The 15,417-nt window shown below is 41.9% G+C and carries 13 protein-coding genes and 1 tRNA gene; 7 read left to right on the forward strand and 7 right to left on the reverse strand.

Features of this window, described 5'->3' with window-relative positions; translation table 11 throughout:
• Positions 1-241: 241 nt before the first annotated feature.
• From ACFGVR_RS13360 to ACFGVR_RS13385, 6 genes are all read right to left on the reverse strand, one after another.
• A tRNA-Arg gene (locus ACFGVR_RS13360) sits at positions 242-313 on the reverse strand.
• Between the two features lie 68 nt (positions 314-381).
• Positions 382-1,479 (reverse strand): redox-regulated ATPase YchF, encoded by a 1,098-nt coding sequence (gene ychF / locus ACFGVR_RS13365; RefSeq protein ID WP_448697763.1) that lies wholly within the window; start codon positions 1,477-1,479, stop codon positions 382-384.
• 152 nt (positions 1,480-1,631) lie between these two features.
• On the reverse strand, positions 1,632-2,129 hold the full coding sequence (locus tag ACFGVR_RS13370) for a hypothetical protein (protein ID WP_448697765.1): 498 nt from the start codon (positions 2,127-2,129) through the stop codon (positions 1,632-1,634).
• A 30-nt stretch (positions 2,130-2,159) separates the two neighbouring features.
• Positions 2,160-3,116 (reverse strand): hypothetical protein, encoded by a 957-nt coding sequence (locus ACFGVR_RS13375; RefSeq protein WP_448697767.1) that lies wholly within the window; start codon positions 3,114-3,116, stop codon positions 2,160-2,162.
• 112 nt (positions 3,117-3,228) lie between these two features.
• Positions 3,229-4,191, reverse strand: a complete 963-nt coding sequence (locus ACFGVR_RS13380) for a hypothetical protein (protein ID WP_448697769.1) — start codon at positions 4,189-4,191, stop codon at positions 3,229-3,231.
• Complete coding sequence (locus ACFGVR_RS13385) at positions 4,181-4,879, reverse strand: aspartyl/asparaginyl beta-hydroxylase domain-containing protein (RefSeq protein ID WP_448697771.1); 699 nt, start codon at positions 4,877-4,879, stop codon at positions 4,181-4,183. Before ACFGVR_RS13385 ends, ACFGVR_RS13380 begins: the two co-directional genes overlap by 11 nt.
• Positions 4,880-5,000: 121 nt before the next feature.
• Here ACFGVR_RS13385 and ACFGVR_RS13390 point away from each other — a divergent pair, with 121 nt between their 5' ends.
• From ACFGVR_RS13390 to ACFGVR_RS13415, 6 genes are all read left to right on the forward strand, one after another.
• On the forward strand, positions 5,001-6,035 hold the full coding sequence (locus ACFGVR_RS13390; RefSeq protein ID WP_448697772.1) for a phytanoyl-CoA dioxygenase family protein: 1,035 nt from the start codon (positions 5,001-5,003) through the stop codon (positions 6,033-6,035).
• Positions 6,036-6,177: 142 nt separating this feature from the next.
• The gene (locus ACFGVR_RS13395; RefSeq protein ID WP_448697773.1) at positions 6,178-6,729 is read left to right on the forward strand and encodes an RNA polymerase sigma factor; all 552 of its coding nucleotides are present in this window, start codon (positions 6,178-6,180) and stop codon (positions 6,727-6,729) included.
• On the forward strand, positions 6,719-7,555 hold the full coding sequence (locus tag ACFGVR_RS13400; RefSeq protein WP_448697774.1) for a HEAT repeat domain-containing protein: 837 nt from the start codon (positions 6,719-6,721) through the stop codon (positions 7,553-7,555). Before ACFGVR_RS13395 ends, ACFGVR_RS13400 begins: the two co-directional genes overlap by 11 nt.
• Before the next feature lie 11 nt (positions 7,556-7,566).
• Positions 7,567-8,424, forward strand: coding sequence for a DUF4097 family beta strand repeat-containing protein (locus ACFGVR_RS13405; RefSeq protein WP_448697776.1), 858 nt, complete (start codon positions 7,567-7,569; stop codon positions 8,422-8,424).
• Between the two features lies 1 nt (position 8,425).
• Entirely contained in the window at positions 8,426-9,250 is an 825-nt protein-coding gene (locus tag ACFGVR_RS13410; protein ID WP_448697778.1) for a hypothetical protein, read from the forward strand.
• Positions 9,251-9,291: 41 nt separating this feature from the next.
• The gene (locus ACFGVR_RS13415; RefSeq protein ID WP_448697779.1) at positions 9,292-11,748 is read left to right on the forward strand and encodes an outer membrane beta-barrel protein; all 2,457 of its coding nucleotides are present in this window, start codon (positions 9,292-9,294) and stop codon (positions 11,746-11,748) included.
• Positions 11,749-11,755: 7 nt separating this feature from the next.
• On the opposite strand, the gene ACFGVR_RS13420 is transcribed toward ACFGVR_RS13415, so the two are convergent.
• Complete coding sequence (locus ACFGVR_RS13420) at positions 11,756-12,724, reverse strand: glycosyltransferase family 2 protein (protein ID WP_448697781.1); 969 nt, start codon at positions 12,722-12,724, stop codon at positions 11,756-11,758.
• A 236-nt stretch (positions 12,725-12,960) separates the two neighbouring features.
• Here ACFGVR_RS13420 and ACFGVR_RS13425 point away from each other — a divergent pair, with 236 nt between their 5' ends.
• Positions 12,961-15,417, forward strand: coding sequence for an SLBB domain-containing protein (locus ACFGVR_RS13425; RefSeq protein WP_448697783.1), 2,457 nt, complete (start codon positions 12,961-12,963; stop codon positions 15,415-15,417).

Raw genomic sequence — 15,417 nt, forward strand, 5'->3', positions numbered from 1 at the left:
AAATTTCTTACAATTTCCCCCCTTTGGAACAGATGCAAGAATCAAGAGTCAGGAATCAAGACTAAAACAATTGTGAAATATTCTTACAATTTCCCCCCTTGTGAGAATGATTGAATAATTGATTTTTGAATGATTGAATGAAAAGATAGTCGAAAAATTTCTTACAATTTCCCCCCTGAATCGCAACTGGTATAAATGAAAAGGCCACCCGGTAAGGATAGCCTTTTTGTTTGATCGTTTGTGCTCCCGACGAGATTCGAACTCATATCGATGGTACCGGAAACCATAATTCTATCCATTGAACTACGGAAGCAAACTCCAAAACCCGAAGGGGCTTAAGAAATACAAATATATCATTTCCTCCCTTAGGGGGCAAGGGGGTTACACGTTAAATCTGAAATGCATAATGTCGCCATCGGCAACTATATATGTTTTACCTTCAACGCTTAGTTTGCCATTTTCTTTACACGCTGCTTCCGAACCAAATTTTACAAAATCGTCGTATTTAATTACTTCGGCACGGATAAAGCCTTTTTCAAAATCGGTATGGATAACACCTGCGGCCTGGGGCGCGGTAAAGCCCTGAGTAATTGTCCAGGCACGTACTTCCTGCACACCGGCGGTAAAATAGGTAGCCAGGTTTAACAGGCGGTAGGCAGCCTTGATCAGCTGGGTTACTCCTGATTCTTTCAGGCCCAGGTCGTCCAGAAACATCTGACGCTCATCGTAAGAGTCTAACTGCGCGATCTCTGATTCTATTTGTGCCGAAATTACCAGTACCTGCGCGTTCTCTTCTTTTACGGCTGCTTTTACCTGTTCAACGTAGGCGTTACCGGTATTTACCGATCTTTCGTCCACATTACAAACGTACATTACAGGTTTAGCGGTCAGCAGCCAGATATCGGCAATATGTTCTTTATCTTCTTCGGCAACGGGTGCGGTACGTGCTGATTTACCTGATAAGAGATGATTTTTATAAACGGTTAATACGTCGAAAGCTTTTTTCTGATCCTTATCACCGATCTGCGCGCCTTTGGCAACTTTGGCTATTTTTTTCTCGATCGAGTCGAGATCTTTTAGCTGTAATTCGGTGTCAATGATCTCCTTATCGCGGATAGGGTCGACCGAACCATCAACGTGTATCACGTTATCATCATCAAAGCAACGTAAAACGTGTATAATAGCATTGGTGGCACGTATATTGGCTAAAAACTGGTTACCCAGGCCCTCGCCTTTGCTGGCGCCTTTTACCAGGCCGGCGATGTCGACAATTTCGATAACGTTAGGCACAATGCGCTGCGGATTTACCAGTTCGGCAAGTTTGGTCAGCCTTTCATCCGGAACGGTAATAACCCCCACATTTGGCTCGATGGTGCAAAACGGAAAATTAGCCGCCTGTGCCCTGGCATTTGATAAGCAATTAAAAAGTGTTGATTTACCCACATTCGGCAAACCTACTATACCACATTGTAAACCCATTGTTTAGTTATTTTGTTAGTGAGTTATCAGGTTATTAAGCGATTTTGAATGAGGCTTTAACTCAATAACAAATAACTTAATAACCCAATAACCAATTTGGGCGCAAAGATAAAATAAAAAAGCACCCCGGACTATGGAGGCTAACGAAGTTTTTATTTTTGTGATAGCCAGTTGATCATTGCAGGATACGGATTTACAAGCGCCTGCGGATTATGGTCGCCGTAATTGGTCATGCCATACCAATCTAATAATGGAACGCCCATATACCGGCCCAGTTCAAAATTAGCAGCTATTGATTTGCCTGCACCGCGGTAACCATGCTCGTGAAACACAATATGCGGATCGATGTTGAGATACCGGCAAGCCGCGTAAGACCATGCTATGGCAGCCAGTTCGCTACCATCGTCAAATTGCGCGGTATCATCTTCACCCAATGTTTTTCTTTGTTCGGCGGGTGTTACTGCAATGTGCCCGGCCTCGTGCAGCAGATCGCCGGGGTAAAGCAATTTCTCAGCATCAACAATTAAGGTACCTGTTCTGATGGTTGTACCGGGCAAAAAGGTTTGCCCGGTAATAGGTTCGCAACTAACGTTTATGCCGGTTAGTTTTATAAAATTGATAATTGCTTCGGTTAAATTTTCGGTGGTCATTTAATCCAAATATAGCAAAGTTGTTAATTATTAACCTGCATTAGGCGGGGCTGAATCAGCCGGTGGCGGTGTATTGGCAGGTGGTGCTACAACAGGTGCTGCAGGTTGAGCAGGCGGCGCGGCAGGTATAACCGGTGCAGGCGGGACAACAGAGGTAGCAGGGTTAGCCGGTGGAACAACTGGGTTGACCGGCGGAACAACAGGGGCAACCGGCGCTTGCGGAACAACGGGAGCAACCTGAGGCTGCGGAGCAACAGGATTAGCAGGCTGAGCTACCGGTGCGGCAGTGGCGGATGTATTGTTTTCCTGTGTTTTTAATGCCAGGTAAGTTACATTGCTTATGCCGGTCAAAGCTAAAAGAGTTTGGTCCAATTCGGGCAGGGCACAGCCTGTTTTAGCCATGTACACCTTATTAAGGTAAATAATCATGGCAATACCTGTCCAAATTACGTTTTGGAAGCGGGGTATGCTGATACCTTGTGCATCCGAAAGTATATCAACAAAAAAGCCTGCCGATGGCGTGTCCTGATGTCTTACGGCGTGGTTATGAATGTCGTTTTTATCGATCAATGCACCACTGGCAGTTACGGCTGCGCCAATGCCCATTAATATCAGTGCAGTTTGATTGATATCGGGTGGATTAGGGCAGTTACTTCCCCTGCCAAGGGTTAAATAAATATAGCTGCAGGATATAATAACTGTCCAAAGAGCTAATTGCACGCGCGATAGGCTAAAAGGCGCAGTATTACGGCGAAAACGTGTTTTACCCTGCAGTTTTGCTTGTTCAACTTTAGCATCAATTATATGGCAGTCAACATCATCGCGCAGCAGATTTGAATATATTGCCAGAATAAAAAATAAGGCAATAATTATCAATATCATTACTAAAGCCAATGTTTTGTGCATATCCACATTACCGTGCAGGCCGCTACAGCCGGTAAATAAAACAGCCAGTACAATTGTACAGGTGAGTAAAACAGGTTTCATAATTGAGGGATTAGGTTTATAAGGTAATATTATAAAATAATTTACAATATATAACCTTTTTCTTAAAAATAAATCCGCTGCCGTAACCCGGTAATGGTTATGTTAGAAGCGGTTATCGCCGGATAAGTTCAGCCCTTTTTTCTTCAACCTGATGATACAGTCCAAATGCTTCGTTTAAAAACTCAGGAACAGTTATTTCCCTTGTTTCCGAAAATACCTGTTCGGGATGTTTAGAATGATAATTGGTGCGCTCCTTCATTTTTTGCTTTGTAGTATCATTGATATGAATATTAGTAAACGAAGCCATTTTTTCCATGATGGTGATAATGCCCTCGTTGTAATTTACCAATAATGTGAGTTGGTCATTTGATACGATCTCAAGATAGGCGCTAAAATAACTTGCCAATACCCTGGCTAAATAGTCATCTAAACTTAAAGTATCACAGTCCGAAAATCCAAATACCTCAGGCTCTATCAAGCCCGGTACGACCTGTATACCCCGTTGTTTAACGTGCGATTTAAAAACTTCATTGGGTGTGCGGTACAATAAAATAAAAGGTGTTTCGGGATACATTGCCCGTAACTGTTGATGGAAATGAACATGCCAGCTATCGGTTTTTATAAACAGGCGTTTTTCGATACCGGTTCTTTTTTGCCCGTAAAATTGCATAGCTGCCCGCAAAAGCCTGCTTGTGTATGCTTCATCAATTTGTGGTACTTTATAACGCAGGCGTAGTATATCATCAAATATAGGGACCTCGGATAACGCTATATTTTCGTCGCTAAGCCCCAGGAGTTGCGAAAGCAGGGTTGAGCCGCAGCGCGAAACATGAAATACAAACGCTGTAGGTGCTATATACTCAATTTGATCAGCCCATTCTTCAAGCATCTGCAGGCTGCTAACCGAGTTTCGGGATACCCGCCTATAATTTATGCTTTTAATTTTGCCAATGGTTTCATCAAAAAAAGGCTCGGTATATCGCTGGTTGCAGCTATTTATCCAATGGCATTCGGCCTGCCCGTCGGTAATCGTTATTTTATAAGGTATCCAGCCATGCAAGTAATTATTCTCCATCTGTTGCTATCAATAGTTTTGCTTCAAGTTCGCTGGCCATGCGGAGCGACGTTTCGGTTTGCATCTGCCTTAGCGCTTTGATCATTTGCAGTGTTTGCACTTTATCGATCTCCTCTTTAAAAGTTGTTTTTTCCGATCGTTCAAAAACACTTTTCAGCCAGTCGTTAACATCGCAATCAATAACCAGGTGTATACGGTCGATACTACCGTAATTGTTTACCCGATGCGGCATATTGGCGTTAATATACCAGCTTTCGCCTGTTTGCATGGTTACACGGATATCATTCACATAAAACTCAACCATACTATTGGTTTGCACCGGAAAATGAAGCCTCGCTTCGCCTTTTTCAAATGCAAGCTCACGATCGCGGTGTTGTTTTATAATTGCGCCGGCTTTTAAATTGAGTAGCCTGGCTGATTTTACCGGGCATTGTAATGCATTTATCAGTTGTTTTACCGATGGCATTTTTTGCATATAAACGGTGTCCTCAAAGCCGTCTTCACCGCCTATCAGTTCGGGGATAATATTATTCTTACCACCGGGCGATCTTAATGGCAGTACCTTCCAGTCGCCTTCATAATCGCGGGTGTTAAAATGTGGCTGCCAATCATCGTCTAAAAAACTTTGTACATCCGTAAAATCCGGAACTTCGATAGGTAACCTGGCAAATCCAATTATTTCATCCATCGTTTTTATGTTTCAATCAGCGTTAAAAATAGTATATTATACTTGGTATAAGTAATAAAATTGCAAAATGTAATATATAAATTAGCCTCAAAATCACATTAACCCAAAACACAATTACTATATGAATGATCAAAATATTGCTGCGCAGAAAATAGTTCTGGCTTCTCCGGAAGAGGTAGGAAAACTGCAGATCATGCAACTAAAAAGGTATTGGAGCAAATCATTGCTTAAGAGAAACGGGGCATTAAAGTCGGACGAATATATTGATGAAGGACATACGGATAAAACATTACTGTATGCACTTGGCTTAGGGTTAGAGCAAACCATTAAATATATTTTTAACGTAGCTCCTTCTTTTGATGAATTTGAAAATTGGGTGGTTGAAACAGCGGGCCATCCTAAACCGGAGATAGTTGAACGCTTTAACCGTACTTTTAGTAAAGATGAAAATATAAGGCAAGGCGATATTCCGCAGGTGTTAAGTGACGATGATCTGGCCTTTTTTGAGCAAAACGGTTATCTAATTATCAAAAATGCTGTACCTAAAGAAGATTGTGAGAAAACTATCGACACTATTTGCAGGTATATTGAAGTAGACAGAAACGACCCCTCGACCTGGTATAATGGTAACGAGGCCCGCCAGGGTATTATGGTGCAGTTGTTCCAGGATCCGATAATGGAAAAAAATCGCAGCTCGGTTAAAATACGCCAGGTTTATGAGCAGCTTTGGCAGCGCACCGATCTTTGGGTATCGGCTGATAGGGTAGGTTTTAATCCTCCGGAAACTAAAACCTGGAAATTTCCAGGCCCGCATATGCATTGGGATGTGAGCCTGCAACTACCTATACCGTTTGGTTTGCAAGGGATACTTTATTTGGCCGATACAGCAGCCAACCAGGGTGCTTTTAGCTTGGTGCCGGGCTTTCAGCATAAAATAGAAGAGTGGTTGAACAATTTGCCCGAAGGTGTTGATCCGCGGAATGAAGATATTGATGCCCTGGGAGTGATCCCGATAGCGGCTGAACAGGGTGATTTTATTGTTTGGCTCAAATCATTGCCGCATGGCAGCAGCCCAAACACATCAACCAAACCACGGTATGTACAGTATATCAACTATAATCCCGCAAGGCTCAATATTGCCAAAGTTTGGAAGTAAATATAAAGGGCTGTTCTGACAATTGAATGGCCTTTTTTAATGATGTTGATTGCCGGTATTTAAGCTAATTGAAAAAAAATGTAAATTTTATGTAACCATTTTTTTTTACGGAAGTTTCCAATCATATAAAACAACTAACTGTTTGAATACGCTGACTGATAACGCAATTATGCTCCGGGTAAAAGCCGGCGACCTTGACCGCATGGGCTTGCTTTTTGAGCGGTACAACCGTCAGCTTTACGGTTTCCTGTTTCACATGACGTATGACAGGGAGGCAAGCGAAGATATGGCGCAGCATGTTTTTTATAAGATGCTCAAGTACCGTTACACCTTTACCGGTGATGGAGAATTTGTTGCGTGGATGTACCAGATAGCCAGGAATACCATAAAGGATATGGCTAAGAAAAATAAGAACAAGGTGCAGCAATACAGTGTGGAGGATGTGGCCGACAGGATAGGAGGCGGTACCTTGGCCGATGAATATCTTGAAAAAAAACAGGCTAAAGCCGAATTGCACAGGGCCATAGCAAGGTTAAGCGACGATCACAGGGAGATATTGACCATGAGCCGTTTCCAGGAAATGAAATACCAGGAAATAGGTGCGGTACTTAATATAAGCGAAGGCGCAGTTAAGGTTAGGGTGCACAGGGCGATGCAGGAGCTAAAGGATATTTACAAAAAAATTGAACAATAACAGAGAGATGAAAGATTGCGGGCAATACCAGGATAAGTTTACCGAATTGGTAAATAACCAGCTGTCGGAGGCTGATAAGCTAAGTGTGGAAACACACCTGGCAGGCTGCGCCGATTGCAGGCAGGAGCTTGCCGATATGTGGAAGCTTTGGGATATGATGGGTGAGATTGAAGCGCCGGAGCCATCGGCTCATTTAAAGGTGAAGTTTAATGCCATGCTCGAAACCTATAAAGAATCGCAGCTGGAGCAAAACGGGTTGTGGGGCAGGTTGAAAGAACAGTTTGAGCGCCTGTGGCAAATGCAGCCTCAATTGCCTTTGGCATACAGCGCGGTAGTGCTAATGGTATGCCTGGGTATAGGATACTGGTTTATAGCGCCGGCTAAAACGGCCAGTCAGGATAAACAACTGGCAGCATTAACAAGCCAGGTACACGAATTAAAACAAACCATGATGCTGGCGCTGCTTGAAAATCCATCGGCGTCTGAACGGATAAGAGGCGTAAGTTATACCAGCGATATTAAACATGCCGATAAGGAAGTGATAGATGCTTTGCTGGCAACATTGAACAACGACCCTAACGTAAATGTGCGTTTGAGCACGCTGGAAGCATTGACTCATCTGGCCAATCATCCCGAGGTGAGGCAGGGGTTAATTAAATCAATAGAAGAACAAGATTCGCCGTTAATGCAATCGGCTATAGCCGATGTGATGCTTAAACTACAGGAAAAGCGATCGGTAAAATCATTTAAGGATCTGCTCAAGCAAAAAAATCTCGATAATGGCGTGAGGGATAAGATCAAACAAACAATAACGCAACTCATTTAAAACCAAAGATTATGAAAAAATTATTACTTCCCATTTTTTTGGGACTGGGGCTGTGCCTTGTCCAAATTAAAGCTAAGGCACAACACGAAGCGAAGGAGCATGTGAGTAAGCAATTTACTTTAAGCAAAGGCGTAGTGGTTGTTTATAATGTGTTTGGCTCTATCAATGTTGAAGGCTATTCGGGCGATAAGGTGATCATGGAGATTGACCAAACTATTTCGGCCAAAGATGAGGCTACGCTTGCAGAAGGCAAAAGAGATTTTAAACTGGTATTTGACCAGAAGGCGGATACGGTAATGGCTTATATTGCAGCCCCGTATGATTCCAGGCCACACACGCATTATGGGGATTGGGACGATCACAGGCATATTGAATACCAATACAAACTGAATTTTACCATCAAAGTGCCTTTTAACATGAATTTAAGAATATCAACAGTGAACAATGGCAATATTGGGGTTAAAGATGTATACGGTTCACTGCACATTAATAATGTAAATGGGGGCATTGAAATAGAGAATGCCAAAGGCGCAACTTATGCGCACACTGTAAACGGACCGGTTACGGTTAATTATTTGAGCGTACCTAATGACGATTCTTCTTACTACACTATAAACGGAAAAATTCAGGCCACTTACCCGGCATCTTTAGCCGCCGATATGGAATTTAAAAGCATGAATGGCCAGTTTTATACCGATTTTGAAAATGTTGAGGTTTTACCCGGCAAGGTTACAAAAACAGAAGCCAAGGGTAAGGCAGGCACAACATACAAACTGAACAAAAACTCGGATTTCAGAATTGGTGCGGGCGGCAAACTATTTAAATTTGAAACACTCAACGGAAATATTTATATTAAAAAACAACAATAAGATGAAAGCGATAAGAATGATAAAATTTGCAGCCATATTGATCACAGCTATGCTGTTTAACACGCAGCTATGGGCGCAAAGCGATAAGTCGGAACAATTGGTAGTTCCGTTAAGCGATCCGGGCAAACCTTATAAACTGAATGTGGATCTGATACAGGGATCGATAACCGTGATAGGTTATGAAGGTAGAGACATCGTAATTGAAACCAAAGGCGATGAGCGCCACAAAACCAACCGCGAAGGCAACGGCATGAAGCGCCTGGATACAGGTAACTCCGCTGATATTCGTGCCGAAGAAAAAAATAATAAGGTTACCGTAGGTGCCGATATTCCGCACCGCGTAAGCCTGGTGATCAAAGTGCCTCAAAACGGCGCGACATTAAATTTAACTACCATTAACAATGGTGATATAGTAGTGAATAATGTAAGCGGTGTAATGGAAATAAGCAATACTAACGGCGGTGTTAAAATGAGCGGCATATCAGGGTCGGTTGTGGCTAATACCATTAATGGCGGGGTTAGCGTGGGTTTTAAAAGTATCGACCCGAAAGCAGCCATGGCGTTCACCAGCCTTAACGGCAGTATAGATATTACCTTTCCGGCAAGTTTAAAAGCTAATGTTAAGCTTAAAACAGACCGCGGCAATATTTACACCGATTTTGATGTAGTTAACGATTCGCGCAAACCCGATGTTACCCGTACTGCCAAGGATGGTATGTACAGCCTGAAAATTGACGACTGGGTTTACGGCAAGATTGATGGTGGCGGCCCCGAAATGCTGATGAAAACCATGAACGGAAGTATATATATCCGTAAGGCTAAGTAAACAACATACTTTCGGTATACAGCAAAACCTGCACATCCGTTATGAAAACTTTGATCGTGGTTTTATTGACCATAGGGCTATGCTTTGTCTTAAAATTAGCTTATGCACAAACCGGCGACGGTAAAATTGAGGGTAAAGTGATCGATGCAGGTAAAAAGCCAGCCGACGGTGCAACAGTTAATTTGTTAAATGCCCAAAGCCTTGTGGTTATTAAAACCATACTCACTAACCCTGATGGTACCTTTAAATTTGGGGATCTGCAAAATGGCAGTTACCAGGTTACGGTATCATCAATGGGTTATCAAAACTATAAAAGCGATTCGCTTGTAATTGGTAAGCAGGTAACTGTTACTTTGCCTGCCATCACGCTTATCGCGACAAGCAAGCAGCTAAAACAAGTTGATATAGCTGCTCAAAAAGCATTTGTTGAGCAAAAGATAGACCGTACGGTGGTTAACGTTAACGCGCTTATCAGCAATACCGGCTCAAACGCGCTTGAGGCTTTAGAAAAAACACCCGGGGTATTGGTTGACGACAATGGTAACATCAGCTTTAAAGGCAAAGCTGGCGTAATGGTGCTGATTGATGACAAGCCCACCTATTTATCCGGGCAGGACCTGGCAAATTATCTTAAATCAATACCGGCATCACAACTGGATGTTATTGAACTGATGGCTAACCCGCCGGCCAAATATGATGCATCGGGCAACGCGGGTGTTATCAACATAAAAATTAAAAAATCAAAAGCCAAAGGGTTTAATGGTAATATAGCTGCCAGCGTAGGCAGGGCGGCTTACTGGCGTACCTTAGAGAGTATAAACCTTAATTATCACGTCAATAAAATAAACCTGTTTACCAATATCGGCTATGGCATCCAAAATGGTTACCGCCGGTTGGATGTGAGTCGTACATACTTTGATGCCGCAGGTAACCGCACTTCGGCTTATAATGAAACAGCTTTTTTTAATCCCAAAAACCATAACGGCAATATTAAGCTGGGGCTTGACTATTATGCCTCGCCTAAAACCACATTTGGGGTTGTGCTTACGGGGGCGTTAACCACCGGCAATAACTATAACCCGGTTAATAGCTTTTTGAGCAATGCCGCAGGTAATGTCGATTCAAATATCGTTTCTGTTAACAATACACAAAGCAAGTTTCGTAATGCCGGTATAAATCTTAATTATCTGCATCAGTTTGACCGTAAAGATCAGTCGTTGTCTTTTGATTTTGATCATCTCAATTACAACTCACATAGAGATCAGTCATTTATTAGCGATAGCTACAACAATACGGGTAACTTAGAAGGTACGCAATACATTACCGATAACCTGCCCACCGATATTAATATTTATGCAGCCAAAACCGACTATATTCAGCCTGTTGGTACAAAGGGAAGGTTTGAAACCGGATTAAAAACCAGTTATGTAAATACCGATAATGCTGCTAACTACTTTAATGTCGTTAAAAACATCAGCACAATAAACAACAACACCACTAACCGCTTTTTGTATAAAGAGAATATCAATGCCGCATATGTAAGTTTTAATACCGAATTTAAACGCATTGCCATGCAGACAGGTTTACGTACCGAAAACACTAATATAAACGGCCATCAGCTGGGTAATGCACAAAGTCCCGATTCATCATTTACGCAGCATTACACCAGTGTGTTTCCTACGGCGTATGTATTGTACAAACTGGATACGGCAGGCAGCAACTCATTAAAACTGAGTTACGGCAGGCGTATTGACAGACCCTATTACCAGGATCTGAACCCTTTTGTAACCATTTTAGATAAATATAGCACATGGGAGGGTAACCCGTTTTTAAAACCGCAGTTTATTGACGCATACCAGTTTACCTACAGTTTTAAAAGCGTGTTCTCGTTCACGGTGGATTATAATGTGACCAAAGATTACCAGATTGAATACGACGGGCAAAAAGGAGACATATTTTACGCCACCACAATTAATTTGGGCCGCAAAGCACATTGGGGCTTTGAAGGCAACCTCTCTTTTAACCCGTTTAAATGGTGGAATTTTAATTTATATACTGAGCTTGACTGTACTTCTTTTGAAGGGCAACTTACCGCCCACACAAATATTGATTTAAACGATACGCATTGGTACTTTAGCAATAACAATCAATTCAGTTTCTCAAATGGCTGGAGCGCCGAGATAAGTTCGTTTTATGTTTCGCCTGCGCGCGATGGACAGTTTACACCTCATTCGCGCGAGCAAACCAATATCGGCATCCAAAAAAAGATATTAAACAATAAAGCATCTGTCAAATTAACCGCAAGGGATATTTTCAGGACTAATTTTTCCGGAGGAAACATTACCAATATTCCTAATGTAGTGGCTACCTACCATAACGATAATGCTAACCGCTCTGTGACACTTGGCTTTACCTACAATTTCGGTTCATCTAAAGACAATCCTAAAAAGCGGGATACCAACAGCGCTACCGATGAAGCCAAGAGAGTGGGTAATTAATACAAGGCTATTTTACCTTTTTTGCAAGCCTGTTTTTGCGTGCCTGTGTTATGGCAACACCGAGGTGATATAATGCAAGATATAGCTTAGGGCTAAAGCTTGCCAGTGCATATTTAAAGTTGAATGACGGTGTAAGTCCACGATTAAAATCGCGCCTTAACCCTTCAACTATTTCTTTATAAGGCTGATCGGCGGTGCCAAAACACAAACGCCATATGTATACACCTTCGGCATAGCCGTACACTGCATCTGCTGCCGATTCGCCCCAGCGTTCTATCAAAACATCTTTAAAGTTGTAATCAACCAGTTTGTGCGACGAGATCCGGGTGTCGGGGTGCAAATTGATCATCACCAACGGTTGGGGGATAGACTTTACTTTCAGATCCTTTTCAATAACCTTGCGGCAAAGGTCATAATCGTCCATACGGCTTTGGTTTTCATCAAAATACAGATCGTTTTCCTCAAATATTTTCCGGTTTATCGCTATTGATGAGCACGACATCATCATCAATTTGTCGGTATGGAGCTTTTTATTGTAATGAAAATACCTGTACATTTTAAACGGATACGGATATATCTTTGAATAACCGGCGCAGTACAGCAAAGCCAGTTGCGGATGGGCCTGCATTTCACGCACGCGAATGCTCAGGCTTTCGGCCAACAGCTCATCATCATCATCTAAAAAGAAAATTAACCCGCCTTTTGTAGCGGCCATCCCATCATTACGTGCACCCGATGCAAATTTTTTAGCGCTGTGGATGTATATCCATTTGATGCCTGGGTACTTTTCTGCAAAATTGGCAACGGTTTGTTTTACCTGGATACTGATCTGGCTATCGGTATTATTATCAACAACACACACCTCAAAGTTGCTAAAGTCCTGTGCCACAACCGATCTTAGTGCCCGTTCGAGTAAATGCGGGCGGTTTTTGGTTGGAATAATGACCGATAAATTAACATCCTTAGTTTCATCCATATAACGAACGGAGCAGTATGGTTTAGCAATTGCGAATATAGCATCTTGATGGATGCATATCCAATTTGTTTAAAAATGGCACGATGATAAACAATTGGTTACATTTTACAGTAAATATTACTGCTCATTACAGTATGGTAACTATTAATTAATTTGTATTATTGCAATCAAAACCCCAAATTATTAAAACTATTATTACCCCTACAATTAAAGGTTATTTGCATCACGTCAAACAAATGTGTATAAATAAACAATTCCTCATATCCCTGTTTTTTCTTGTTTTTTTTGATCTGTCTGTTTCGGAGGCACAAAGAAAAGTACTATCCAACCAGGCAGGTAATACAGAAATATTCCAGAATATAAGTAGCGTAGACCAGATGTCGGACGCTGATATAGAAAAATTAAAGCAGCAGATGCAAGCCAATGGTATTTCTATTGAGCAGGCACAACAGGCAGCTTTGGCAAAAGGCATGTCTCCGGCCGAATGGTCCAAATTACAAGCAAGGCTTTCAAGTCCATCTGCCACAACACAAAACAAAACAAGCGGCGAACCAACATCAATATCGGGCCCGGTAAGACAAGTTGAAAAGAGCGATTATCAGGTTTATCAAAAAGGGCCCTCATCAAATGTTTTTGGATCTTCTTTTTTTGATTCGCCGTCGTTATCATTTGAACCTAATTTACGTGTGGCAACGCCTGTAAATTATATTTTAGGTCCGGATGATGAATTGTTGATCAATGTTTCCGGTTACCAGGAAACAAATATAAAAACCGCGGTACAACCCGAAGGGGCGATATTTATTCCGCAGGTTGGCTCAATAATTGTAAATGGGCTTACTATTGAAGAGGCAACCGCCCGCATTCGCGATAAAATGTCGCAAACCGCATATCCGTCAATTAAAAGCGGCTTATCGAAATTAATTATTTCGCTGAGTAAGATCAGGAGCATACATATAACTGTTGTTGGAGCTGCCAAGCCGGGCAACTATGTTACCTCTTCGCTTTCAACGGTTTTCAATTCCTTATATCAAAGCGGTGGCCCCGGCGACATCAATACTTACCGGGATATTGAACTGATCAGGAATAACAAAGTTTACCAAAAGATAGATATCTACCAGTTTTTAACTAAAGGAGATCAAAAAGGTAATGTGCCGTTGAAGGAAAACGACGTGATCAATTTTCCGGTATACAAAAAACGGGTTACCATATCCGGCCAGGTAAAGCGCCCTGGTGTTTTTGAGTTAAAGGATGGCGAATCATTTGAAAACCTGTTGTTTTTTGCTGGTGGATATACCGATAGAGCATATAAAGCTACCATAAAGGTTAAACAAAACACTGATATCGAGCGCAAGATTAAAGATATCTCCAAGCTTGAAATAGCAGCCTACCTGCCCGAAAATGGTGATGAATTTCAGGTGGATGCTATATTGGACCGTTTTGAAAATGCGGTAAGTATTAAGGGCGCTGTTTATCGTCCGGGCCAGTTTGAACTAACCCCGGGGATAACCATTAAATCGCTAATTCAAAAAGCCGGTGGCCTGCAGGAAAATGCTTTTACAGACAGAGCTGTTTTAACCCGTACCCATATCGACGGTACCAAAGAGAATATCACATTTAACGTGAGCAGTTTAATGAACAGCAATTCATCTGATATCCCACTCATTAAAAATGATGAAATAATAATTGCAACCGTTAATGAGTTTAAAAGTAATTACAGCATTAGTATTGCCGGTGAAGTTAGAAAGCCAGGTGCTTATCCCTACAAAGAAAATCTTTCACTGAAGGATATGTTTTTTTTAGCCGGAGGCTTTACTGATGCAGCATCATCATACCATGTTGAAATTAGCCGACGCATTGTTGGCGAACGGTCAACAAATATCGATTCGATAGCCAAAGTATTTGATATGAATATTGAAAAAGGCCTCGGAATAGAGAATAACAAATTTATTTTAATGCCTTACGATGCGATAACGGTAAGGAAGAACCCTGCATATACCGAACAAAAAAGAGTGACCATTGAAGGAGAAGTAAATTTTCCGGGCTCATATACAATTGAGAGCAAAAATGAGCATATCAGCGATTTGTTAAAACGCGCAGGTGGGCTAACACCGCTGGCTTATGCAAAAGGTACATTTTTGATCAGAAATAATACACAAGGCGGCCCGCAGCAACAGGAAGTTGCAAAAACCGTGCAAACCAGTATTAAAGATACCAGTACCAAAGTTATTGAAGACATTACAAGAACCAATCTTAGGATACCGGTAAACCTCGAAGAAGTATTAAAAAGGCCTGGATCTATTGAAGATTATGTGCTGGAGAATGGTGATGAGATACAGGTGTTAAAAACCGACCCCCTGGTAAAGTTAAGCGGCGAGGTACTTTCGTCAACAAAAACGGGTTTTATAGCAGGGAAAAACATAGATTATTATCTATCGCAGGCCGGCGGCACTACGGATAATGCCCGCAGATCAAAAATATATGTACTGCATGCTAACGGAACTATTGGCAGAACCAACAACGGTATTTTTGGCCTGTTCAGGTCTTATCCTTCTGTTGATGCCGGTTCCGAAATAATCGTTCCGCGTAAAACAGATAAAAAGGGATTGGATGCCCAGCAAACAATTAGCCTTACTTCGGCAATAGTATCTTTGGTATCGTTGATCCTGGTTACCATATCTGTCTTAAAAAACTAA

Source organism: Mucilaginibacter aureus (genome assembly GCF_053514885.1).

Coding starts and splice junctions, on each gene's coding strand:
- ACFGVR_RS13385 (WP_448697771.1), bottom strand. CDS start 4,879: ATGGATGAAATAATTGGATTTGCCAGGTTACCTATCGAAGTTCCGGAT.
- ACFGVR_RS13425 (WP_448697783.1), top strand. CDS start 12,961: ATGTGTATAAATAAACAATTCCTCATATCCCTGTTTTTTCTTGTTTTT.
- ACFGVR_RS13420 (WP_448697781.1), bottom strand. CDS start 12,724: ATGGATGAAACTAAGGATGTTAATTTATCGGTCATTATTCCAACCAAA.
- ychF (WP_448697763.1), bottom strand. CDS start 1,479: ATGGGTTTACAATGTGGTATAGTAGGTTTGCCGAATGTGGGTAAATCA.
- ACFGVR_RS13415 (WP_448697779.1), top strand. CDS start 9,292: ATGAAAACTTTGATCGTGGTTTTATTGACCATAGGGCTATGCTTTGTC.
- ACFGVR_RS13405 (WP_448697776.1), top strand. CDS start 7,567: ATGAAAAAATTATTACTTCCCATTTTTTTGGGACTGGGGCTGTGCCTT.
- ACFGVR_RS13375 (WP_448697767.1), bottom strand. CDS start 3,116: ATGAAACCTGTTTTACTCACCTGTACAATTGTACTGGCTGTTTTATTT.
- ACFGVR_RS13380 (WP_448697769.1), bottom strand. CDS start 4,191: ATGGAGAATAATTACTTGCATGGCTGGATACCTTATAAAATAACGATT.
- ACFGVR_RS13370 (WP_448697765.1), bottom strand. CDS start 2,129: ATGACCACCGAAAATTTAACCGAAGCAATTATCAATTTTATAAAACTA.
- ACFGVR_RS13410 (WP_448697778.1), top strand. CDS start 8,426: ATGAAAGCGATAAGAATGATAAAATTTGCAGCCATATTGATCACAGCT.
- ACFGVR_RS13390 (WP_448697772.1), top strand. CDS start 5,001: ATGAATGATCAAAATATTGCTGCGCAGAAAATAGTTCTGGCTTCTCCG.